The sequence below is a fragment of the Gilliamella sp. CG22 genome (assembly GCF_046635725.1).
Classification (GTDB): domain Bacteria; phylum Pseudomonadota; class Gammaproteobacteria; order Enterobacterales; family Orbaceae; genus Gilliamella; species Gilliamella apicola_I.
Window position 1 is genome coordinate 161627 of sequence record NZ_JBIDFK010000006.1, and the last position, 25179, is coordinate 186805.

Annotated in this window: 24 protein-coding genes and 1 CRISPR repeat array; of the genes, 6 read left to right on the forward strand and 18 right to left on the reverse strand. The window is 36.1% G+C overall.

From position 1 onward, the window contains the following. Positions 1-51: 51 nt before the first annotated feature. From ACGH46_RS07420 to ACGH46_RS07430, 3 genes are read right to left on the reverse strand one after another with little or no spacing between them, the layout of a single operon-like run. Positions 52-1371: an amidohydrolase gene (locus ACGH46_RS07420; protein WP_411605055.1), complete on the reverse strand. Its 1320-nt coding sequence runs from the start codon at positions 1369-1371 to the stop codon at positions 52-54. Positions 1372-1391: 20 nt separating this feature from the next. Next, positions 1392-1841, reverse strand: coding sequence for a hypothetical protein (locus tag ACGH46_RS07425; protein WP_267352412.1), 450 nt, complete (start codon positions 1839-1841; stop codon positions 1392-1394). Further along, positions 1838-2629 (reverse strand): DUF3100 domain-containing protein, encoded by a 792-nt coding sequence (locus ACGH46_RS07430; protein ID WP_411605058.1) that lies wholly within the window; start codon positions 2627-2629, stop codon positions 1838-1840. Before ACGH46_RS07430 ends, ACGH46_RS07425 begins: the two co-directional genes overlap by 4 nt. A gap of 272 nt (positions 2630-2901) precedes the next feature. Here ACGH46_RS07430 and aspS point away from each other — a divergent pair, with 272 nt between their 5' ends. From aspS to tmaR, 5 genes are all read left to right on the forward strand, one after another. Then, entirely contained in the window at positions 2902-4659 is a 1758-nt protein-coding gene (gene aspS, locus ACGH46_RS07435; RefSeq protein WP_267352414.1) for an aspartate--tRNA ligase, read from the forward strand. A gap of 10 nt (positions 4660-4669) precedes the next feature. Then, positions 4670-5122, forward strand: a complete 453-nt coding sequence (gene nudB / locus ACGH46_RS07440) for a dihydroneopterin triphosphate diphosphatase (RefSeq protein ID WP_411605061.1) — start codon at positions 4670-4672, stop codon at positions 5120-5122. A gap of 10 nt (positions 5123-5132) precedes the next feature. After that, positions 5133-5549, forward strand: a complete 417-nt coding sequence (locus ACGH46_RS07445; protein ID WP_411605063.1) for a hypothetical protein — start codon at positions 5133-5135, stop codon at positions 5547-5549. A gap of 89 nt (positions 5550-5638) precedes the next feature. Further along, positions 5639-7105 carry a 4-hydroxy-3-polyprenylbenzoate decarboxylase gene (gene ubiD / locus ACGH46_RS07450; RefSeq protein WP_267352417.1) on the forward strand — a complete coding sequence of 489 codons (1467 nt, stop codon included), beginning with the start codon at positions 5639-5641 and terminating at the stop codon, positions 7103-7105. Positions 7106-7377: 272 nt separating this feature from the next. Beyond that, a complete protein-coding gene (gene tmaR / locus ACGH46_RS07455; protein ID WP_065558977.1) occupies positions 7378-7698 on the forward strand; it encodes a PTS system regulator TmaR in 321 nt (106 codons plus the stop codon). Between the two features lie 54 nt (positions 7699-7752). Here the strand turns inward: tmaR and yciH are convergent, their stop codons facing one another. From yciH to tmk, 7 genes are all read right to left on the reverse strand, one after another. Beyond that, on the reverse strand, positions 7753-8076 hold the full coding sequence (gene yciH / locus ACGH46_RS07460) for a stress response translation initiation inhibitor YciH (protein WP_411605067.1): 324 nt from the start codon (positions 8074-8076) through the stop codon (positions 7753-7755). Between the two features lie 4 nt (positions 8077-8080). Continuing rightward, positions 8081-8785 (reverse strand): orotidine-5'-phosphate decarboxylase, encoded by a 705-nt coding sequence (gene pyrF, locus ACGH46_RS07465; RefSeq protein WP_267352418.1) that lies wholly within the window; start codon positions 8783-8785, stop codon positions 8081-8083. A 26-nt stretch (positions 8786-8811) separates the two neighbouring features. Then, entirely contained in the window at positions 8812-9990 is a 1179-nt protein-coding gene (locus ACGH46_RS07470) for a GDSL-type esterase/lipase family protein (RefSeq protein WP_411605070.1), read from the reverse strand. Further along, positions 9974-11197: a DUF459 domain-containing protein gene (locus tag ACGH46_RS07475; protein WP_411605073.1), complete on the reverse strand. Its 1224-nt coding sequence runs from the start codon at positions 11195-11197 to the stop codon at positions 9974-9976. The genes ACGH46_RS07470 and ACGH46_RS07475 overlap by 17 nt, the downstream gene beginning before the upstream one ends. 59 nt (positions 11198-11256) lie before the next feature. Next, entirely contained in the window at positions 11257-12657 is a 1401-nt protein-coding gene (locus tag ACGH46_RS07480) for an MBOAT family O-acyltransferase (protein ID WP_411605075.1), read from the reverse strand. 63 nt (positions 12658-12720) lie between these two features. Beyond that, complete coding sequence (locus tag ACGH46_RS07485; protein ID WP_411605078.1) at positions 12721-13707, reverse strand: DNA polymerase III subunit delta' C-terminal domain-containing protein; 987 nt, start codon at positions 13705-13707, stop codon at positions 12721-12723. Positions 13708-13718: 11 nt separating this feature from the next. Beyond that, positions 13719-14348 (reverse strand): dTMP kinase, encoded by a 630-nt coding sequence (gene tmk, locus ACGH46_RS07490; RefSeq protein WP_411605081.1) that lies wholly within the window; start codon positions 14346-14348, stop codon positions 13719-13721. An 866-nt stretch (positions 14349-15214) separates the two neighbouring features. On the opposite strand from tmk, the gene ACGH46_RS07495 reads away from it, so the two are divergent. Beyond that, positions 15215-15454 carry a hypothetical protein gene (locus ACGH46_RS07495; protein ID WP_411589974.1) on the forward strand — a complete coding sequence of 80 codons (240 nt, stop codon included), beginning with the start codon at positions 15215-15217 and terminating at the stop codon, positions 15452-15454. A 28-nt stretch (positions 15455-15482) separates the two neighbouring features. Here the strand turns inward: ACGH46_RS07495 and ACGH46_RS07500 are convergent, their stop codons facing one another. The 8 genes from ACGH46_RS07500 to ACGH46_RS07535 all read right to left on the reverse strand — a co-directional run. Then, positions 15483-15737, reverse strand: coding sequence for a Txe/YoeB family addiction module toxin (locus ACGH46_RS07500; RefSeq protein ID WP_267352432.1), 255 nt, complete (start codon positions 15735-15737; stop codon positions 15483-15485). Beyond that, positions 15730-15984 (reverse strand): type II toxin-antitoxin system prevent-host-death family antitoxin, encoded by a 255-nt coding sequence (locus tag ACGH46_RS07505; protein ID WP_267352425.1) that lies wholly within the window; start codon positions 15982-15984, stop codon positions 15730-15732. Before ACGH46_RS07505 ends, ACGH46_RS07500 begins: the two co-directional genes overlap by 8 nt. Before the next feature lie 287 nt (positions 15985-16271). Continuing rightward, positions 16272-16665: direct repeats of the CRISPR family, unit length 28 nt; unit sequence GGTTTATCCCTATGTGTATAGGGAACAC. A 379-nt stretch (positions 16666-17044) separates the two neighbouring features. Further along, on the reverse strand, positions 17045-18145 hold the full coding sequence (locus tag ACGH46_RS07510; RefSeq protein WP_411605083.1) for a DUF6708 domain-containing protein: 1101 nt from the start codon (positions 18143-18145) through the stop codon (positions 17045-17047). A gap of 60 nt (positions 18146-18205) precedes the next feature. Then, entirely contained in the window at positions 18206-19303 is a 1098-nt protein-coding gene (locus ACGH46_RS07515) for a DUF6708 domain-containing protein (RefSeq protein WP_411605086.1), read from the reverse strand. 1 nt (position 19304) lies between these two features. Next, a complete protein-coding gene (locus tag ACGH46_RS07520; protein ID WP_411605089.1) occupies positions 19305-20594 on the reverse strand; it encodes a hypothetical protein in 1290 nt (429 codons plus the stop codon). A gap of 8 nt (positions 20595-20602) precedes the next feature. After that, entirely contained in the window at positions 20603-21760 is a 1158-nt protein-coding gene (locus tag ACGH46_RS07525; RefSeq protein ID WP_411605092.1) for a hypothetical protein, read from the reverse strand. A 90-nt stretch (positions 21761-21850) separates the two neighbouring features. Continuing rightward, positions 21851-23014, reverse strand: a complete 1164-nt coding sequence (locus tag ACGH46_RS07530; RefSeq protein ID WP_411605094.1) for a hypothetical protein — start codon at positions 23012-23014, stop codon at positions 21851-21853. Beyond that, positions 23014-25179: DUF2345 domain-containing protein (locus ACGH46_RS07535; RefSeq protein ID WP_411605096.1), on the reverse strand; the 2166-nt coding region annotated here is incomplete at its 5' end. The genes ACGH46_RS07530 and ACGH46_RS07535, both read right to left, overlap by 1 nt.

Genomic DNA, 25179 nt, shown 5'->3' on the forward strand with positions numbered 1-25179 from the left:
AGAATCTATTATAGCAGAAACTTGGCACAGCATTGTGCCAAGTCATAAACATTATTTATCAAAACTCGCTAAGAAGCTTAAATACTCGTCTTTGGTCATCAATGGTTTATAGTTTGATAATAATGTTTGAGCTGGTTTTGCGTCATCATACAGCAAATCGATAATGGTACATGCCATCATCTGGGCTGGACGAATATAAGCCATCTCTTCATCAAATACCGTATAATCTTTGCCATGTAACACACCTCTAACGGATCCTATCCACGGATGACTAACAGGCATGATATGCGATAAATCGCCCGTATCTGTGCTACCGGTCATATGCGGTGCAACCGACACATGTTCCTCGCCAATTAACGCTTCAGCATTTGACTTCAAAAAAGCATTTAAGGTTGGATTATTTTGCAATGGGAGATAACCCGGTAAATCTTTAATTTCACAAGTTGCCCCTACAGCCATTGCCCCAGCTTTTAATGCCTGATTAATTCTTTCATTAGCATCAATCATTGCCGGGACATTACCCGCTCGAACATAGCTTTCCATTCTGACATCACTTGGTACAACATTTACCAAATCACCGCCTTGGGTAATGATTGGATGAAAACGAATATAATTTTTTTCCTGAAACGTTTCACGTATGGCATGAACGCCCATCATCCCCATCATTGCTGCATTTAACGCATTAACACCAGCATGAGGAGCCGCCGCCGCATGTGCAGCTTCACCTTTATACTTGATTAATTTACCGATAAATCCATTACTTGTGGTTGAAATCTCAATAAATCCGTCTTGGCGATCGTTTGGTACGCTGGTTAAATGAATTTGAAGTGCCATATCCACATCATCAAATTCACCCCGTGAAATAAGTTCGGGTTTACCGCCAATATACTTAATTTTACCTTCTTCAATCAGACGATTACGATAAGTAATTTCAACGTATTCTTCGGCCGGTACTGCAAAAGGAACGACATCACCGGCTAAAAATTGCATCGCTCCAGAATCGATTAATCCCATGGTGACAGCCATCATATTCGCTATTTGAGCATTATGACCACAGCAATGGGCAGCGCCAGAGGTTTCATCGGCTGCAGGATGGTCAGCACAGATAATGGCATCAAGCTCACCAATAATTGCGACACTGCAATGGCTTCCTTTTCCACCTTTTAAGCGCCCTTTGACCCCTGTTAACGCCAATTTATTTTTATAGGGTACACCAAGTTTTTCAAAAGCTTCTTCAACTTTTTTTGCGGTTTTGTGTTCTTTATAGCCCAGTTCAGGTTCAGCCCAAATTGCCTCAGCAATCGCTTTTATATCTGCTTTACGATTAGCAATGGCACTGCAAACTTGTCGTTTTAGTTCTTCTTTTGTCATACATTAAATCCTACCTAATATTAAATCACACCTTCCCACTTTAAGGTAATTTGGGCAATGATGGCGGCAAAAAGGAAAGTACCGGAAAACACCGCTAATGAAACGGGGATAATTCGCCATGAGATACTTTTGAATAAAGCAAGATCTTTACCAATGGCTAATCCAGCGTAAGCAAGCACTGGTGTACAAACAGCAAGTAAAGAGACATGTTCAGTTATCGCAACAACTTGCTCATGAAATGGAAATATCGGTGAAGAAGCCACAGCCGCCACAACTGACACCCACAAAATAACAGGAAGTTTATTGAATAATGGCACTTTGCTTATAAAAAAACCAACAACCGATATTGCGACAAGCACAGCTAAAGCTTGTAATGACAGCATAAAATCAACATGATAACCGACTGTATTGCCAGCAGCCATGATAATTGCGACTAAAATCAATAAAAAAACCGTTTCGAAAATCTTCATGATAGTGAGCTCCTTTTACTGCTTTGGAAACGAGCAAAAACATTATAGAGAAAAGAAGCAAACGGTAGTGAGAATAATGTATAAATATAAATACCAACTATACTAGACATTAAATTAGCCGTTGTTGCATAAGCTTTGATGTCACTCGCCATATTCGGATAAAGGTCACTTATCGGCGCAAGTGATGCCGCCATCATACTACCACTACCAACCCCTGCCCCCATGGCTAATGCATATGGATGAAGAACGTCTAATTTTGCCATTACACTAGCAAGGATACTCATCCAAATCGCCCCATAGAGCGTACCACAAACATACATTGCCATGACACCACGACCTTCGGGCGAATCCAATCCATATTTATCTGCCACAATGGCAATATTGGGTTCACGTGCAACAGAATAGGTTGCCCCGACCGCTTCACGCTTCATACCTAACATCATTGCCAACGGTAAACCGAGTAAAATAGTACCCGCAAAATGCCCTAATTCTTGTAAAATCAAAGCCAACTTGGCATCATGCAAAATCATATCAATTTTAGGTCCTACCGCAACGCCTAATTTGGCAATCAGTAACATTAACGTCACAATCATCACCGAACTAGCATGAAGCATATTTTTATGTTTTAAGATTTTTAATTTAGGAAGACTGATAAGACCACCAATAATCATGGCAAATAGCATAGGATACAACATGATAATCCAGATAGACTGCCTACCAACAAACTCACATACTAAAACAACTATCAGCGCAAGCAAGTGCACTCTATAGTCTTTTAAAATTTCCATCCTTTCACGCCTCTTTACATAAATTTCCGGTCAATAAAACTATCCATGACAGCTATTATCATAATAATTATTATTTTGCACAGCTAATATACATAACCCAGATTACTTGCGTCAACACGCATCTACCATTAAATACACATAACCAAACAATATATTTCAATGACGCAAAAATAATTAAAGAATAAATCTCAACAAATGCCTTTATAAGGACACTATTTGATTTATAATACCTCATATTTTTTTATAAGATTGGTATTTAAACAGGATATTTTATGCGTTCAATTTATTGCGGTCATTTAACAGCATCTCATATTAATCAAGAAGTCACATTATGCGGTTGGGTCAATAAGCGTCGAGATTTTGGCGGTATGATATTTATTGATATGCGTGATCGCGAAGGGATTGTACAAGTATTTTTTGATCCTGAATATCAACAAGCTTATCAACTTGCCAGTGAACTTCGTAATGAATTTTGCATTCAAATTAAAGGAAAAGTAAGAGCAAGACCAGAAGGACAAGCAAATAAAGACATGGCTACGGGTGAAGTTGAAATCTTAGCCACTGAGCTAACAATTTTCAATCGCAGTGATGTGCTGCCACTTGATTTTAACCAAAACAACAGTGAAGAACAGCGTTTAAAATATCGCTATATTGATTTACGTCGTCCTGAAATGACAAACATCTTCAAAACTCGTGCTCAAATTACTGCATTTGTACGTAACTTTATGAATGAGCATGGTTTTCTTGATATTGAAACCCCTATGTTAACCAAAGCAACGCCAGAAGGTGCGCGTGATTACCTTGTACCAAGTCGAATTCACAATGGTGAGTTTTATGCACTGCCACAATCACCGCAATTATTTAAACAACTATTAATGATGTCTGGCTTTGACCGCTATTATCAAATTGTAAAATGTTTTCGTGATGAAGATTTACGTGCAGATCGCCAACCAGAATTTACTCAAATTGATGTTGAAACTTCGTTTATGACCGCAGAGCAAGTCCGTGAAGTTATGGAGCAAATGATCCGTGAACTTTGGTTACATGTTAAAAATGTGGATTTAGGTCAATTCCCTATCATGACCTTTGCCGAAGCGATGCGCCGTTATGGTAGCGATAAACCTGATTTACGAAATCCGTTAGAAATCATAGATGTTGCCGATTTAGTAAAAGATGTCAATTTTAACGTATTCTCAACCCCAGCCAATGATCCAAAAGGTCGAGTTGCACTACTTTGCGTGCCAAACGGAGCCCAGTTAACCCGTAAACAGTTAGATGATTACACACAATTTATTTCGGTCTATGGCGCTAAAGGTATGGCATGGATTAAAGTCAACGACCGTAATAAAGGTCTTGAAGGGGTACAAAGTCCGGTTGCTAAATTCTTTAATGAAACGCAAATGGAAGCACTGTTGAATCGTGCTAATGCCAAAGATGGTGATATTTTATTATTTGGGGCAGATAGTTATAAAGTTGTCAGTGATGCATTAGGTGCACTACGATTAAAAGTAGGTAAAGATTTAAATCTGACTGATGAAAATAGGTGGGCTGTGCTTTGGGTAGTGGATTTCCCAATGTTTGAAGAAACGGAAGAAGGTCTTAGTGCGATGCACCATCCATTTACATCACCAAAAGACTTGACGCCAGAACAGCTTAAACAAAATCCTGAAAACGCGATAGCTAACGCTTATGACATGGTTATCAATGGATATGAAGTAGGTGGAGGGTCAGTACGTATTCACCGTAGTGAAATGCAACAAGCTGTGTTTTCTATTTTAGGTATAAATGAACACGATCAACGCGAAAAATTTGGCTTTTTGCTTGATGCGCTAAAATATGGTACACCGCCACATGCAGGACTTGCATTTGGTTTAGATAGATTAAGTATGCTATTAACAGGTACCGATAATATCAGGGATGTTATCGCATTTCCGAAAACAACAGCGGCAACTTGTTTAATGACAGATGCACCAAGCCCGGCAAATCCTAATGCATTAGCTGAGCTTGGTATTGAAGTTAGCAAAAAATAGTGATGTCTTAATGCAAAAGTTCAAAAACCCTGAATCTGTTTTAGTTGTTATTTACTGTCAAAAAACTTTGCGTTGTCTTATGCTACAACGCAAAGATGATCCCAATTTTTGGCAGTCAGTAACAGGTAGCATGGAAGATAACGAATTGCCGGTTGAAACTGCCATTCGTGAGGTTTTTGAAGAAACAGGCATTGATATTTTGGGTAAAAATCTTAATTTAATCGATATTAACCATACGGTTGAATTCAAGATTTTTCCACAATTTAGGCATCGATATGCACCTGAAGTTGAAATAAATAAAGAACATTGGTTTTATTTACCGCTCGAAAATGAAATAACACCAACGCTTACTGAACATTTAGCCTATCAATGGTTGACAATTAGCGATGCAGCTAAAATAACAGCATCGCCAAATAATCAAGAAGCAATTAATGAAATTATTCAATTAAACAAGATTAACTAAGGAGTAGGAAATGAAATTAAGTCAGTATGTCATTGTGTTATCAAGCTTATTGTATTTTATACCTAATAGTTATGCTGAAATTAACATTAAAACATGTCAAACCAACAAAACTGATTATATAATTTTCGATGAAATCGATTCGCAAATCGCTGAAAATATTATCGAACACAAATTACATAATCAACCTGAAATACGAGAAAATACCATCATCAAAGTGTTTGCTAATGAAAACAATGATGATAGAAACTATTGGATTGCTTCTTTTGAGTTTGAAGATCAAACGACCCAATATCTTTTTTATCAAGTAGATGAAAATAAATTTATTGATATCGACCAACAGCAATTTAAAACATTATTACCTAAAATTGTGAAGTGCAATCTAAATCAACAAGTGCCTATTTATAGTGAAAATTTTGACGCTGACTAGTTGATGACAAAATAACGTTAACATTTAGGATGTTAGACTACCTTAAATTAGTGTAAACAAAGGCAGATTAATAGGGAGTAATTATTTTTATGAACTTGACCAATTTTCGTGATTTTTTAAATTATCTTGAAGAACAAGGTGAATTAAAACGAATTCCCTATCCTGTTAATCCTTATTTGGAAATGACCGAAATTGCAGATCGTGTTTTACGTTCTAAAGGCCCAGCCTTATTATTCGAAAATCCTATTGGTTATGACATGCCCGTACTTTGTAACCTATTTGGAACACCCAAACGTGTTGCGATGGGAATGGGGTTAGAAGATACATCGCAATTACGTGAAATTGGTGAATTATTAGCTTTTTTACGTGAGCCAGAACCACCAAAAGGCATTAAGCAATTTTTTAATGTGTTACCCAAATATAAGCAAATATTAAATATGCCTGTTAAGCGACGATCGTCTGCGCCTTGTCAGGAATTGATTTTTAAAAATGAAGAAGTTGATTTAACTCGTCTGCCAATCATGCATTGTTGGCCCGATGATGTAGCACCACTTTTAACTTGGGGACTAACGATAACGAAAGGACCTTATAAAGAAAGGCAAAATGTCGGCGTTTATCGCTTACAATTATTGGGTAAAAATAAGTTAATCATGCGCTGGCTATCTCATCGAGGAGGAGCGCTTGATTTTGCAGAATGGCAACAAGCCCATCCTAATGAAAAGTTTCCTGTTAGTGTTGCCATTGGTGCAGATCCAGCAACCATTTTAAGTGCAGTCACTCCCGTACCAGATACCTTACCAGAATACGCCTTTGCAGGTCTGTTACGCAATAGTCGAACTGAAGTAGTAAAATCGCTATCCAATGATTTAGATGTCCCCGCTACCGCCGAAATTATCTTAGAAGGCTATATTGATCCGAATGAATTAGCGCCTGAAGGCCCATATGGTGATCATACTGGTTACTACAACGAAGTTGAAAAATTTGCTGTTTTTACGGTTACGCATTTAACTCGTCGAAAAGATGCGATTTATCACTCTACCTATACGGGTCGTCCACCCGATGAACCAGCCGTAATGGGACTCGCTTTAAATGAGGTATTTATCCCTATTTTACAAAAACAATTTCCTGAAATTGTCGATTTTTATTTACCACCCGAAGGATGTTCCTACCGGATTGCAATTGTGACCATCAAAAAACAGTATCCAGGCCATGCTAAACGTGTCATGATGGGCGTTTGGTCTTACTTACGCCAATTTATGTATACCAAATTTGTTATTGTATGTGATGATGATATCAATGCCCGAGATTGGAAAGATGTCATGTGGGCTATTTCAACGCGCATGGATCCTCATCGTGATACCACATTTATTGACAATACGCCGATTGATTATTTAGATTTTGCTTCGCCTGTTTCTGGGTTAGGCTCAAAAATGGGATTAGATGCGACCAATAAATGGCAAGGCGAAACTCAGCGAGAATGGGGAAAAATCATCAAAAAAGATCCAAAAGTTGTGGCTTATATCGATGAAATTTGGGATAAACTTGGCTTAGAGTAAACTGACATGATAAGTTCAATTAAACACTCTACATTGGGTCAATAGCATCGATATTTATCGTTGATGACAAATAGGAATAAATAAATAGCCATTAAAATCATAAGCAAGCTCACATTGAACGGTAGTAACTTATTGTAATATCAATGATTTTTCATTGAACATAATTTAAAATTGATAAATACTCAAAACAGATTTAATTATCATCTATAAATTTATTAGTATATAATTAGTCATAATTTATTTTTTCCAATTTTAGAAATAAGGGGTTATAGATGGACAAGGAAAAAAACGCCGCACCATCATTTCAAGATGTATTAGAATATATTCGTTTATCACGTCGTTTAAACAAATTAAAACGTGAAATATCCGATAATGAGAAAAAAATCCGAGATAACCAAAAACGAGTATTATTACTTGAAAATTTGAGTGATTATATAAAACCAGATATGACTTATGACGAACTTCAAGCGATTATTGCTAACATGAAAAGTGATTATGATGATCGTGTAGATGATTATATTATCAAAAATGCTGAAATTTCAAAAGAACGCCGTGAAATCAGCAACAAAATGCGTAGCTATCGTTCTCACTAACATATAGCAGATTTACTCCCATTCAATAATGGGAGTAAAGACAATTACCACAACTCAACCACCGGCTAGCTTTACTTTAAAGCCTTTTTCTTCCAGCAAAGATTTGAGTAAATCACGTTTATCGCCTTGAATTTCAATGCTACCATTTTTAACTGCGCCACCACAACCACAACGTTTTTTGAGTTCCGCAGCTATTTTTTGAAGTTGGGCATCATCAAAATCAAATCCTGAAATGACGCACACACCTTTGCCTTTACGTCCGGATGTTTGGCGTTGAATTCGAATAATCCCATCCCCTTTAGGTCGAGATTCTTTTACTTCAACCGATTTAATACGACCTTGTTCGGTAGAATAAACAAGTGGATTATCAGACATCATGAAATTAACTCTTGCTCAAATCAAGGGTTGATAAAATAGTTTGCAATGCTAATGAAGGATCTTCTGCTTGCGTAATCGGACGACCAATAACCAGATAATCCGATCCTGCAGCTTGCGCACGTTGTGGCGTCATAATTCGACGCTGATCATCAGCATTTGAACCGGCGGGTCTGATACCTGGCGTCACTAACTTAAAATCACTCCCTAAGCGAGTTCTAAAACTTTGCACTTCTTTAGCGGAGCATACTACGCCATCAAGCCCACAATTTTTGGCTAACAAAGCTAATTTAGTGGCTTGTTCCAAAGGCGAAACAGGGATACCGATTTCTTGAAGATCTACCGACTCCATGCTGGTTAAAACAGTTACCGCAATTAAAAGAGGCGCATCTTTACCATATGGATAGAGTGCGTCTTTCGCCGCCTGCATCATCCGAGACCCACCACTAGCATGAACATTTGTCATCCAAACACCTAAATCAGCAGCAGCTACGATAGCTTTAGCAACCGTATTTGGAATATCATGAAATTTAAGATCCAAAAAAACATCGAAACCTTTATTCATAATCTGTTTAATAAAATCGGGCCCCGCATGCGTAAAAAGCTCTTTGCCAATTTTTAAACGACAATCTTTTGGCTCAACACGATCAATAAAATTCCAAGCTGATTTAACATCAGCAAAATCAACAGCAACGATAATAGGTGAAGACATAACAGATTTATTCCTTTTATTAATAACTAATCGCTATTTTTTTTAACAAATTCATTTAAATCATTATAAAAGATTTTGGCACTTTCTTTATAGCCTTGCAAGGTTTGATGTACTAAATCTGACCGAGCCAATCCAAACTTAGACCAAAGCTTAACCGAATGACTTCCCCCCATAGCGGCCTGCCAATCCCAAAACAGTGTTTTTTCTGATTTAGCCACTTGTTTTTGAATCCTTTTTACTAAATTATAAGACTTTGGAATTTCAGTTTGATTAATCATTGTATCAGGAGGTGAAATCAATAAAATTGCAGCATTCGGCAATAATTTTCGAATTTTACGAATGTTGTAGACTAAATTTTTCCGATATTCATCTGCATCTAAAGTCTCATCGAAACTCTCGTTTGTTCCATACTCCAAAATAACCAAATCGCTTTTGGATAATAATAATTCCTGAAACCACTGAGGACGCCATTTTTGCCAAATTGTTTGCTTAGCCCCATTCGAACCAATCGCAGATACAATAACACCCGACTTGTTGGCTCGAGTTAACCAAAATCCACCAATTTCAGTGCTATCTTTACTTTTAATGGTAATAGGAAGCGTTGAAGTAAACGTTGTCGTTTGCCAACCACCAAATTTATTCTTGAAACTAAAGGTAATTTTATCTTTATTATAGATACTTAATGGATTTTTAGTTATTTTCTTAGTTTTAAAAATAAGGCTAACTTTCCATATATCTCTATCGTCTGCTTTAAGTGCCAACTCAACAGAAGCTTGAGAATTAATAGGTTTAGCGATAAAACCGCCCATAGGAAAATCGAGATTACTTAATACTCGGCTACTTAACAATTCCCAATTAGAATCTTTCAAACTAACTCGAGTATGGTTTTGCCCTTTAACCCAAATAGGAGGAACCCAACCTATACCTGCATCACCATATTTATCTTGCATCAACGCTCTAAATTCGCCTGTAAAAAAATCTGCAGCGGTATGAGAATCACCAAATTGGGTGATATTAACAACTTTATGGGTGTGGTCTTGATTATTGACTAATGAATTTAAGCGTAAAACAAATTGTTTAGCATTTGGATCGCCAAAATCAACAATCACAGACTTAGACGTTGGAATACTTTCAGCCATAGTACTAAAACTGACAGTAAACACCACCAAAAAAACAGCAACCATAGTTTTAATGCATTGATTCAATGTGGGAATCCTCTGATAAAGTGGATGTGATTTGGTTCAAAATTGCTTGAGCTAAAAGCTTTTGTCCAGTTATTGTAAAATGAATACCATCGTCTATTCTCACTTTAATTTTTTGCTTATTAGTCTCAATATAGCTGTTAAATTGATCGTAAGAACAACCTAATAATGTATTGGTTTCCATAAAATGTTGATGCGCTTTTTCAACTTCGGATTCATATAAATGGCTTAAATAATTCATTCCGTCATTCAACTTTGGTTTACGCATACAAGGTGGAGAAAGCCAAAGTACTTTTACATTATGTTGATTCGCGATATCTAATATTGATGCAACACGTAAACGGTACTGTTCTTCCCACAATTGCGATTTAAACTTAGCATATTTAGCATATCCCTTAACAGGAAAATCCCACGGATCATTAGGGCCTAAAAAAATGACGATTAATTTAATGGAGGCATCAGCACTGATTGCATCATTAATTGTTTTTGGCCAATCAAAAGCTTTTGGATAAGCAAGCCCAGTACTTTGTTTACTCAAGTTAATGCTTTCTATCTTATATTGTTTAAATAACATTTTTTTAACATATGGTGCAACCCCTTGCATTAATGAATCCCCCGCAAAAAGGACTTTGTCATTTTTAGTTAAAACAATCGGTGAAAGTTCAGTAAAATTGGTATTATTGCTAAGTCTTGGGTTACTTGATTCATCCAATGTTACCGTTTTACCTAACGCTGTATTAGTCCGAGTACTGTATAGTTGACTATCAGAATGAGTTTGACGTTTATTAGTAGCTTGCAGGCTATCACCCTTAATTAACGGTAATTTTTGTTTATTATTTTCAGTTGTGTGATTGGATTTTATTGTTTTGTTTTGCCGGTTATTTTGTTGTAACTGTTTATCTGCAATTACATTTGCAGTCACGACATTAGGATGTTTTTGATTATCCTTTTCAATATTCGTGTTTTCTAACTCCTCTGATTCATACGATTCATTAGTCCATTTTGTCTGATCATCCTCAGTGACATTAGCATCATCCACCATTAATGCCATATCAAAAAACTCAAAATGGTAAGATTGCTGGCAATAAATCAATATTGATTTATGAAACAAAACCATTAAAGCAATAGCTGTAACAACTAACACTATAACAATATAAAATGCAGATAAGGTTTTGTTAGTTGGCATTGTTAGCATATTACTTAACTTCATAAAATCCTTCAAATTACTGTTCCTTGTCAAAACTGATCTTAAAAAATTTTAAAACACAATTAAAAACTGGCATAAATAAAATCGGGCATACCTGACGGCGCAAAATAAATGACACACCACAAAATTAATATCATTATCACAGGTAAACATAATTTATTAACTTTAGATAACAGTACCGTTGCCAAATTTGGAAGATTTTTACACATTGGATAAACTAAATAAGCAACCATGATAATCAAAAAAGCCTGCCAATATTGTGGTTTTATCATCACATTATGCGTTAATGCCATTAAATAATCCAAAGCATCGGATAAATTTTCACAATAAAAAAACAACCAAGTAAAACAGACATAATGCCAAGTTAATAAACGTGCAATAAAAGGTGAGCGTTGACTAATCACATCACGACCAAAAAAGCGATCACCAATATTCAGAGCCACAATACCAATACCATGGCAAATACCCCAAATAATAAAATTGATACCTGCACCATGCCATAATCCCGATAAAAACATTGCCAACAAAACATTGATTTGTGTTCGGGTAAATCCCTTACGATTACCGCCAAGCGGAATATAAATATAATCCCGAATCCATTGAGATAAACTTATGTGCCAACGCGCCCAAAAATGCCTTAAATTTAAAGATAAATAAGGTTGGTTAAAATTAATTGGTAGACGAAACCCTAACAACAAAGCAATACCTGTCACCAAATCCGTATAGCCTGAAAAATTGAGATAAATTTGAATTGCATAAGCATATACACCCACTAATAAATCAATCACACTAAATTCTAATGGATTGGCAAAAATGGGATTAACCCATGCATCATTTATCCAACCACCTAAACAATAAACTTTAATGATTGACATCATGATTAATATAAAAGCTCGATATGGCTCTAAAATTTGGCGGGGTTGGCAAACTGAAATTTGCGGCAAAAAATCCTTAGCTCGATTGATCGGCCCTGCGACAATACTGGGGAAAAAAGATAAAAAAAGTGCAAAATCCCAAAATTTAGCTACTTCAATCTCTTTTCTTTTAACTGAAACTAAATAACTGACAGAATGGAAAGTATAAAAGGAAATACCAATAGGGATTAGCACAGAAAATAATGGTAATAAAATAGGAATATGAAAGACGTTAAGTAAAGCTTGTAGTTCTTGTCGAAAAAAATCAAAATATTTGAATAATGCTAAATTACTAATCGATATTATTAAGCCAAAAATCAACCAACTTTTAGCATGATCTTTTGAAACCGATATCATAATGGAAATAAGATAAGTTACACTGGTATAAACACCAAGAATCAACGCAAATTGCCAACTATAACTGCTTACAATTAAATAACTTGAAACGAGTAACAAGGCATTTTGGAATTTAGGTAATAAGTTAAATGCCCAATATATAGCAAAAAAAACGATAAACAACAGACCAAATTCAATAGATAAATAACTCACTATAATCCTTCGTTAAAACATTTACATATAAAATAATATCCCTCAACACTTCCATGAAAATATTTAATCGCAAATCAACTCTGATTGAGAAAGAACATAATAAACCAGTAATTCTTTATTCAACCCAGTTATTGACAATAACTGACGTCTGGCATTCAACCAGAGTTCATAAAGAGCAGTAATTTTTTCATAACTTAATGTTGCCAATAATCTTACCAATGGCACTTGATCACGATTAATAATATACCGCCCAGCTTTTTGTTTTGCTTTCAAAGCATCACTTAATAAAGCACAAAACCAACTAATGCGATCAATAAAATGGTCATGCTCAAATGTTACGCCAAGCGTCCAAAAATCATTATTAGGAATAACACTCAATAAATTTTCACAAAATACTTTACGTTGTTGCCATTTTGTAGGATCCAACAAAGTTTTTGCTGTTAATGGCGCATTTTCGCTTAATAACAAAGCTGACGCAAGTTCATTATCACTATAATGTAAATCCTGTATATTTTTCAACCAATCCATAGACTGTTCAAGCTTAGGTATCGGTAAAAAATAAGAAAAACAACGACTATAAATAGTTGGTAATAAATGACTATTATGATCGTCACTTAAAATAAAATAAGTATTTGCAGGTGGCTCTTCTAACGTTTTCAATAATGCATTTGCGGCGGCTTCGGTCATTAAGGCAGCATGTTTAATCCAAATCACTTTATTACCGCCTTGCTGTGATTTTTCATAAATTTTAGCGGTAATACTTCGAATCTGATCGATACCGATCGATTGCTTACCTTGCTCGTTAGTTATCTTATAATAATCAGGATGATGATGAGACAAAAATAACTGGCAGCTATGACATTTTAAACAAGGGGCTAGATCGCTTGATGCTTGGCATAATAAACGATTTGCTAATTGCTCAATTAGCTCATTTTCACCACTACCTTGAATATAATTAATTAATAAAGCATGATGGGCTCGATCATGTAAAATACTTGTCGCTAATTGCTGATATGGCTGCGTGAGCCAACTATATCCATTTTTGATCATGCATTATTAACCTATATTAATGATAACCATGCAGTTAACACGTCTTCAATTTGCTGTGTTACCACATTCATTGATTGACTGGCATCAATAGTCACAATAGTATCATCTTGCATAGCAAGCTCTAAATAGCGTTGACGAGTACGTTCAAAAAATAGGATAGATTGCTGCTCAATCCTATCTAGCTGACCACGAGATTTTGCTCGCATTAATCCTATTTTTGGATCAACATCCAAATACAAAGTTAAATCGGGTTTAAAATCACCTAACACTTGCTTTTGTAACGTTTCAATCAATACGCTATCAAGTTGGCGCCCTCCTCCTTGATATGCCTGCGTGGATAAATCATGACGATCACCTATTACCCATTTTCCTATTTTAAGAGCGGGTTTTATAACATTATCAATAAGTTGAATTCGAGCCGCATATAACATCAATAATTCAGCTTTATCCGTTAATGGCTCATGTTCTAAACCATTTTTAATAATATTACGTAACGCTTCAGCAATCGGTGTTCCACCCGGCTCACGAGTAAATTGTAAATCTTCAATATTAGATTGCTTTAAAATACGCGCAACAGTATTAATTGCTGTGGTTTTTCCTGCACCTTCAAGTCCTTCAATGACAATAAATTTGCCGGTCATACTTATTTCCTAAATTAATTAAGCTGATGTACAAGTAAACATTGCGCTATTGTACGCTATTTTTACCGATTATTTTAGTTCGTATCGTAAATACCATGTTAATACTTATCAAATATGAGAACTTTTTAATAGACCGACAGAGTAGAACATCCAGTTTACTTAGCCGCAATTGGTTTATAACATCCAAATAAATCCGAATAAAAATAATTAGATATTATTCATTTATGTAAAAGTCATTGTATATGTGAACTTTATATCTATTATCTTGTCAATATAAGATATCGATTGTTTTTTCGCTCGCTTATCATCAGTTTAGTAAGTAATTTATCGTAGTATTAATGAGTAATCAAAGCAGTGTTGAAAAAGAAAATAAAGTTTTTAGATAAGATAGAATCATTAAGCGGACTTTCAATCAAATCTGAACGAGAATATAAAACAAAATTAATCTGGAATAACAAGGAATGAAAAAAATACTTCTACTATTAATAATTCCGAATGTGAAGTAAAAGATGGAGATTTAGTTCCCATTAAGCCGATTAAGATCTACGAAAACATGGATGAAAAATTGAAATGATCCCTAATGCATTAATCAATGAATTAGCCATACCAAGTATTGGATTATGATCGTGAAAAAAGTTCATATAATCAAGCAACCTATTCTCTCACTATTAGAATACATTTCAGCAACAGTTTATCCCTATGTGTATAGGGAACACTTTGTTACACTATCAGCTTTTTTGTTCTTTTTCGGTTTATCCCTATGTGTATAGGAAACAAAATAATATCTTAATTAGTAACGATGATCCTATCTTGATATTGTTCAGAGCAAATCATTATTAGAATTTACTATGTCTTAATATGATGAAATTACAGAAAAATATGCAGAAAAAAGTTTAAACGCTTCATTATCCGCTAGTAAAAAAACATTAACTAAATATGTTGAAAAATCCACAACTGAAATCAGTGAATTAATAAAAAAGGAAATTTTAGCGGCTAAAATAAATTTAGAAGACGAAAGAAAGAAAATTAATACCCATTCAATGGTAAATTTAGTATTACTTATATTTGTAATATTTCTTATTTTTTTAAATATTTTAATTAAATAATGGTAAAGCCAACTATTGTTGGCTTTTATTAATAGTGATAACGACACGATAAAATAATAATACAATTATTTTCAATTTTATAAACTAACCTATCTTCACTGTTTATGCGTCTTGACCAATATCCTGATAAATTAAATTTTAATGCTTCGGGCTTTCCAACTCCCGAAAAAGGTGTTTTGCTAATATCCTTTAATAGTTCATTAATCCTTTTTATCATTTTCTTATCGGTTGCTTGCCAATAAAGATAGTCATTCCAAGATTCATCGGAAAATAATTTATTCATCATTCAACACACGCTCTTTTAAATTTCCATTATTAATTTGTTCTAATGAATTTAACAAATGTTGAGCATTAGCGGGAGAACGTAGTAAGTATGCAGTTTCTTGTAACGCTGTAAAATCATCATACGACATTAAAATACAGTTATCTCCATTTTGTCTTGTGATAACTGTGGGCATTCTATCATTTACAACTTCGTCCATTGTTGCTGATAAATTAGCTCGAGCAGCTGAATAACTAACATGTCTCATAATTATTATTCCTCTTAAAAGTAATTAACCAATAAACATTGTACAACAAACATGTACAATGTCAATGATTTTAACCTTCAATTATTGAAATAATTTTTATATTTTTTAGTTCTGTTTCAAATTCTTCATCATCATCTAGGTTTTATATCCATCCTAACCCTTCCCAAACCGGTTTTTTATTCAAAATTAATTTTGCAGGTTTTCCCCTGAATTCAACCATCACAATAGCTTTTTTTTAACTTGATATTTTCATCAATTTTATCTTTATCTATATCTATTGAATTTTCGTTTTATCCCTGTGTATACAGGGAACACTTAATTCCGTTTTATGTTTCGCTAAGAGGGAACGGTTTATCCCTATGTATATAGGGAACACAGCCTCGAATCCCACGTACAGCGACCCAATCGTGGTTTATCCCTATGTGTATAGGGAACACTGTACGACCACACGCAGGGCAATTCCCGTTCGCGGTTTATCCCTATGTGTATAGGGAACACAATTTCACTAAGTTCAGTTAAATCTTTCAGATCGGTTTATCCCTATGTGTATAGGGAACACATATAAAGCACGCTCTATGTTACCCTCAATCGCGGTTTATCCCTATGTGTATAGGGAACACTTCACCGTCAATAACTGAAACCTCCGTACTAACGGTTTATCCCTATGTGTATAGGGAACACTCTAATTATAACTTATTGTTTATTAATTAAAATAGAGAGGTGTAAAATTCCACCAATTTATTGATGTTTTTTTAGGCGATTGATTTTAATGCACATTGTCAATGTAATTTTATATTTATCATAATGTTAACTATGTTTAAAAAGATTTTTAAGTAGAGCCTGCTTTTGCAACTCCTCGGCGCACCGACCGATTTTCATAGCAATGGTATATTTTACTTTTCGGTAATTGATTTTGACGAATGGTTAAATGCTGATCTTGCCTTTAATTTAGGCAAGTATTTAACATCAATTTATGTTTAATCCTATAACTATCAAAACTAACAATCTGTACGCATTATTATTTATAGATAAATCATTTTATTAAAAATATTTTTGCACATTAACCATTACCATAATCAACCAGTTTGCCTGTCTTTTCGTCTCGTACGCCCCACTCTAAACGGCTGTCTAATATGGCTTGTTGTACTGTTTCTGGGTAGTCCGATAAGGTGGTTTCTTTCGGGACTGGTTTACCTGTTTTGCCTGCTTGACGAATCACTTTTGGCCAACGGGGTTGCCAGCATAAACATTCCGAAATAAAGTAGCCCACGGTGTAAAACGATAATAAAATTAAAAATACTGGGATTAATAAAATATACATCCAAAATGTAGGCGCATTTTTTACTGCATGAATCATCGGGCTTACATGACCACTAAAACCGTGGAAAGGCATGGGTAAATGGGTACTTAAACGGGGTTTAGGCAGATTGTCCCGTCCGTGCTCCATATAACGGCGGATAAATTCCCATTCGTCTTTATAGTCTTGTGGGTTATAGGTGTTTTTGCCGATGCCGACGGAGTGGGCAATCGGAAAGCCGGTTTTATACGGGTGAAAGGTCATTAAATTAACCATATTGGTGCCACCCATATCCGAGCCAGTCTCGCCAAAGTTCGACGGCATAATATGTTCCCATTTAAACACCACCGTACCACCACAGTATTTAGGGCGCTGAATATAGACTTGCCGTGTCACCACCCGATTAAAGCGTACCCGAATATGGCGTATGGTGAAGAGTTCAAAACGGTAAATATAACGGAAATAGCGAAGTATTAAATAAATAAAAATTAGAGTTATGATTGAGTATATAATTATAAAAATAACTCCTAAAACAATATCATCATCTTTTTGAAAATATAAATTTAAAGCTATCTCAATTCCTAACTCATAGCTTGTAAATGGAACCATAAATATTAGTAGACTAATCCAAGTCAGAATCCCTCGAAAATTTTCAAACATTCCGCCTCGAATTTCTAAATAGCGATCGTTATATGCGTAGTAAGGCCCTATTGGTCTGGGGTTATCACTGACCGATTCTTGAGTATAGTCTTTTTGCACCTCTTTGAGTGTCATATCCGCATGGTTATAGCCCATTTTTAATTTTTTACGGGTTTCGGATTTCATGGCGTTACCAAACCATAATAAAAATTCGCCTACGTACATTTTTTTATGTCCTTACCTTATGTCCTTCTGTTTTGATTATGATTCATTCGCATTGTGATTTTAACCATTGCCATAATCAACCAGTTTGCCTGTCTTTTCGTCACGTACGCCCCACTCTAAACGGCTGTCTAATATGGCTTGTTGTACTGTTTCTGGATAGTCCGATAAGGTGGTTTCTTTCGGGACTGGTATGCCTGTTTTGCCTGCTTGGCGAATCACTTTCGGCCAACGGGGTTGCCAGCATAAACATTCCGAAATAAAGTAGCCCACGGTGTAAAACGGTAATAAAATTAAAAATACTGGGATTAATAAAATATACATCCAAAATGTAGGCGCATTTTTTGCTGCGTGTATCATGGGTTTGATATGCCCGTCTAAACCGTGGAAAGGCATCGGTAAATGGGTGCTTAAACGGGGTTTAGGCAGATTGTCCCGTCCATGCTCCATATAACGGCGGATAAATTCCCATTCGTCTTTATAGTCTTGTGGGTTATAGGTGTTTTTGCCGATGCCGACGGAGTGAGCAATCGGAAAGCCAGTTTTATACGGGTGAAAGCTCATTAAATTAACCATATTGGTGCCACCCATATCCGAGCCACTTTCGCCAAAGTTCGATGGCATAATATGTTCCCATTTAAACACTACTGTGCCACCGCAGTATTTAGGGCGCTGAATATAGACTTGCCTTGTCACCCGATTAAAGCGTACCCGAATATGGCGTATGGTGAAGAGTTCAAAACGATAGATATAACGGAAATAGCGGATAACTAGATACATTGAAATAATAAAAACAGTAATGCAATATATAAGTACAAATACATCTGATAAAATATCATCTGATCCATTATCAACTAATTCAATAATAATACTTAACCCTATATAAACTACATGAAAAGGTATTAAAAAAACAAACAAACAAACCCATGTCAGAATTCCCCTAAAGTTTTCAAACATTCCCCCTCGAATTTCTAAATAGCTATCGTTATACGCGTAGTAAGGTCCTATTGGTCTCGGGTTATCACTGACCGATTCTTGGGTATAGTCTTTTTGCACTTCTTTGAGCGTCATATCGGCATGGTTATAACCCATTTTTAATTTTTTACGGGTTTCGGATTTCATGGCGTTACCAAACCATAATAAAAATTCGCCTGCGTACATATTAAAAAGTCTCCTGTAGTGCTTGATGCCATTCTGTGAGTTCTTCGCCTAAATCTTTAAATTTTTTACGTTCAGGGTCTTTACTAAAACAGCAGCGATCAAACCATTTTTGCATAGCATCATCATCAAAAATAATCAGGCAAACACTGACCACAATAATAATCATAGACGCGTAAAAATTAATTGCCGCCAGCCACACTGCCGCAGATCGACCAATGGCAAAGCGACCGATAACTATCCCGACTTCAGCTACATTTACCCAAAAAGTCCGTTCGATACTGGTCATGATAATATTATCAAACCATGGCACTAATGGACCTAAAGCAGCTACAAATTGAGATATACTAAGCAATGATGTAGCTATAGCCCTAGCAGAATAAGCGATCAATATTATTTTACGTTTTTCATTCTTAACTTTTATTGCTTCAGAAATATCTAACACTACCGATACTCCCCCAGCCATCAACGCCAAACTCGCCGACCATAAAAATAATCGCCCAAACGCATTGTAGGTTACGGTAGCAGTTTTTGATGTTGGGCTATTTTCGATACAACTTTTGATGGCACTGGTCAGAATTTGCGTGCCCGCTGCTGCACTTGCCATTAGGGATGCGGTTAATTCGGCTAATTCCCGAGAATCATTCCATTTACCATGAATTAATTTTTTGAGTGTTTCGTAGCTACTAAATGCAAATACCATCATGGCGATTTTGGTATTGACTAAATCTGAATGATTAAACTTTTCACGGGCAAACCGTGTTATTTGTGGCACACCTTTTTTGGGAGAGACTTCAAAAGAATGCCCGTTGATATTATAGCCCGATTCATACATTTCTAAAGCTTTATCCCTAATTTTGGCAAAAATTAAGTTGCCTAGGCGGTTTTGAATTGTTTGATTAAATTTTTGGGTCGTGACTCTTAAAAAACTTCTGACAAGATCAGCAAAGGTAACCGATAACAATGCTATTGGAAAACCGCGATCCGCTATCTGATTGACAATCGACCCAGTCCGATTTACATGTTTAGTCAATTTGTTGAGTAAGTTAATCGCTTTATCGACATTTGGCTGATGGCTATTATTATCAGCAGACTCATTGATCGCTATGTTTTGTTGAATATCCAAGTATTCGTTAATATCGGCGATTAACGCTTTGTTGTTAAATAGATAGGTTCGCATACATAAGTTGGTCGGGGTCACTTGCGGTTCATGCCACCATTCGTCTAACACTTTTCTGACTTTTGAGTATCCACTTGCGCCACACAAGCAAACGCTCATTTGTAGTTGAAACATGATTCCGTCTAAGGTTTAGGGTGAAAATCATCTATCTGATCTCGCCATTCATTATAATCCCAAGTGACCACTTTGGTTTTCAGCGTTTCCAAATAATCGAATGCCGCTTGTTTTTCGGCTGGGGTAAGCTGTTGCTCTAAACGATTTTGGATTTCTTTGTTATATTCCCAAACCGGTGGTAGTTGCTCTGCATCCCATGCTAAATTGTTGCCTATCTCGATAATTTTTTGTTTTGCATAATCACTTAACCGTGACCAGGCATAGGCTTTAACCGGATCTTGCTCCCGTCCTAATCCATATAAATAGGCTTCAGTCATGCGCAATATGCCTATAATTGAGCTATGCTCTGCCATTAGCTGGGCATAATCTATTGCCTGTTTTAAATCGTCTGATTTTAATGCTCTGCGGTATTCGGTTAATTTATTCAGCTGTTCATATTTCTGATCTTTATAATGGTCACCTTGTTGAAATAACACACGGTCTATTAAATCTTCGTAACAATGATAGCCACCTTCAATGGCGTAATTAAAATACTCAATACTTTTTTCTAATTGCTCATCTGGACAGGGGCGCGCCATACCTTGTTCATCATACCCACAAAAACCCATTTGCCAACCTTTTTCATAGGCAAAATAGGGATATTTTAAATCGGCAAACCGATCCCTTAAATACCATTTTATTTGTGAACTTTTAAACACCTCTGGTTCTACTAACGGTTTACCTGTATTATCCACTAGCTGATCCCGATACTTATCCATAAATTCTGTAAATGAGATCATCCCTTCTTCTTTGTAATCTTCATCAAAGTGTTTCTGCCAAGTAAGGAGAGAATAATAATACGGCATAGCATTTTTATCCCATTGCCAGGCATGTTTTAAAAATTTGACTAAGTTGTCCGGACTAACTACCGCATGGAATACTTGATCGTCAAAGGCTGATTCATACAGCTTTTTAGCTTCGTGTATACGTAATAATTGATTTTCAGGAATGGTTGAAGGGTAAATTGTATAGTCCATGGGTAAGTTTTCGGATTCAACAAAACCAACATTGACTTGGCTATCGAGTGATTGATTAAAATATAATTGATAAAGGCTAATAACCATTATCACACTCATTGCTAGCATGACTATTTTGAACTTTGAACGTTTCAATTTGCTATTCTTCATACGCTATTCTCTGCACTAAAATTCACGCTATCCAGATTAATCATTATTATTCAACCTTAAATTTTACTGACTACAATATAGTCAAATAAATTACGGTTTAGGGTGAAAATCATCTATCTGATCTCGCCATTCATTATAATCCCAAGTGACCACTTTGGTTTTCAGCGTTTCCAAATAATCGAATGCCGCTTGTTTTTCGGCTGGGGTAAGCTGTTGCTCTAAACGATTTTGGATTTCTTTGTTATATTCCCAAACCGGTGGTAGTTGCTCTGCATCCCATGCTAAATTGTTGCCTATCTCGATAATTTTTTGTTTTGCATAATCACTTAACCGTGACCAGGCATAGGCTTTAACCGGATCTTGCTCCCGTCCTAAACCATATAAATAGGCTTCAGTCATGCGCAATATGCCTATTATTGAGCTATGCTCTGCCATTAGCTGGGCATAATCTATTGCCTGTTTTAAATCGTCTGATTTTAATGCTCTGCGGTATTCGGTTAATTTATTCAGTTGTTTATATTTCTGATCTTTATAATGACGACCTTGTTGAAATAACATACTGCCTATCAAATTTTCGTAGCAATGATAGCCACCTTCAATGGCGTAATTAAAATACTCAATACTTTTTTCTAATCGCTCATCTGGACAGGGGCGTGCCATACCTTGTTCATCATACCCACAAAAACCCATTTGCCAACCTTTTTTAAAGGCAAAATAGGGATATTTTAAATCGGCAAACCGATCCATTAAATACCATTTTATTTGTGAACTTTTAAACACCTCTGGTTCTACTAACGGTTTACCTGTATTATCCACTAGCTGATCCCGATACTTATCCATAAATTCTGTAAATGAGATCATCCCTTCTTCTTTGTAATCTTCATCAAAGAATTTATGCCAATTAAGGAGAGAATAATAATACGGCATAGCATTTTTATCCCATTGCCAGACATGTTTTAAAAATTTGACTAAGTTGTCCGGACTAACTACCGCATGGAATACTTGATCGTCAAAGGCTGATTCATACAGCTTTTTAGCTTCGTGTATACGTAATAATTGATTTTCAGGAATGGTTGAAGGGTAAATTGTAAAATCCATAATTAAATTTTCCGGTTGATTAAGTTCATGGTTTCGTTTTTTTGAATTATCACTGCTTAAATATATAAGACCAATACCGATAATAAAACCCAAAATAATGACAAAAATGGGTAATTTTTTCCGTATTGATTTATTTTTTTTAGCTGGATGCTTCATTAAAGATACTCCAAATCATTTTGATTAAACACATCTACTTCAACAATACGTTCTTCTAGTTCTCCTTTATTAAAAACTCGGCAAGGTAGTATTTGATTTTTCGGTGCAAGTTTTTTTATTTCTTCATAAATGGGATAGATAGCATTCATTACCTGTTCTTGTTCAATCATTCTATTTTTATACTCCTTCATTCTAGCTAACGTCTTTCGATGTGTTTTACCAGTGAATAAAGCATACCCCCATAAGGCACAAGAAGTAATATACAGAAGTACACTATTTAACTTTCTTTCTGGTCGATATTTATAAGAAGCGCTATCTAGTGAAGGGGTGGGCGCCGGAATCATTCCTTGACTTGAAGTAGCAACTAAAATATTATTACACTCGTCAACATTGGCTGCAAAATTAGCATAAGTCACTTGTCCTAAACAACGAGTTTCTTGTTGCTTTGAAATGACATTAGCTAAACACTTTTGTGCATTTCTTTGTGTTTCTTCTTCAAGATCTTCATAAGCACCACCCCGACAGGAATGTAATACCATAATGCCTTCATTTGGATGCCAAGGTAAACGTTCCATATTGTCTTCTTTTTTAAAATAGATATCATTTCCCTCACCTTTTAAACTAAGTTTATCAGGTCCACCATGACCAAAATAATGAACTTGCCACAATGCATATTTATAAGCCGTTTCTGAGTTAGTTAATTCATTATATAGTTTTGTCCATTCAGCTTTAAATTCATTTGGATAAAGAAATCCTTTAATAATTCTTACTTCAGCATCTGGATATTTTTTTAATAGCCTCAACCGTTTATGTTTTGCTGCTTTTTCAAAGTCCGATGCGCCAGTGCCACCATAAGCAAATAGCACAAATAGAGGCGTTGGCACATTTTTTAGCACGACTTCTTGAACAGCAATATTTCCACCTTCAGGTTTTGTTGTTTGGGCTGTAAATACAGGTCCACTTTCTGAGTTTCCATTGTTATTAGGCATAATTAACAGCCTGCTTATCATTTCTATGGTTATTGTTTCGTTTTCATTTATAGTATGAAAGGCTTTTGTATATCCTTTTTCATCTGTTTTACCTTGCACTTTTCTACCGTCAGGCAGCGTGGCAATGTAAGGCTCGTTGGCATAGATTTTTCCGGTTTCATCTTTGCAGATAAATTTCACGGCATAATCACCTATCATATCGGGTAACGCTAACAAGGCGCTATTTATCGTTGTTGCCCCCATTTTTTGTAGGACATTACACTTCATGTACACATTATTCGGTGTGCCCAGTACAATGCCTTTTTCGCTAATTTCAATATACGAACCGCCACACATTAAGGTGATTTTTTTACTGGCGGTTAACGTCATTTTGCCGTCTACACTGTCAATGTTGACATTTTGTTTCGCTGCCATATTGAGGTTGGCATTTTGGGCTTGTATGTCAATATCCCCTTGGTTGGCAAAGACCTTCATCCCCGATTGGTGAGCAAATAACCCTATCGCATCGCCCGATGCCAGCGTGATGTTTTTTAATGCCGTGATGTCAGTCTGGTTTTCAGCGGTGACACTCACGCTGTTACCGGTTGATAGCTGGATGTTTTCGGGACTGGTTAACGCAATGCCTTGCTGAGCGTAAGCTAATATGCCACTTTGCGCCAGCTCAGTTAAGTTTGCCTTGAGCTGGTCTTGGCTGTCGGTGTCAGCGCCGTGGGCTTCGGCTTGATTGGCGGCATTTTGCAGTGATTTGGCTATCGATAAGGCGTTTTCTATCTGGCTAATTGCGCCTTGCATATCCAACTGTTTACCCTGCGCTTTTGGCTCGGTCTGGCTGGTCAGGTATAAACCTTTTTCAGCCGCTATCGCCCCCCATTCATCTGTGCGCAGTTCAAACCCTTCGCCCCGTAATTCTTTTTTTTGGTTGACTAAGTGACCCAGATTAAGTTGCGTTTTGCCGTATTCAGTCGCCAGCTTGATATGCTCTTGTCCCCGTTTGTCATCCATGCGCAATTTGTTATTGGTGGGGGTACGAATCACATTACGGTGTTTGTTTATTGTGGTGACATGGTCAGGGTGAGCACTGTCATGCAGAGCATGGGCGATATACGGGCGGTCAGGATTGCCGTCCATAAATGCCATGGCGACTTCCGTGCCGTCTATTAGCGGAAAATGAAAGCC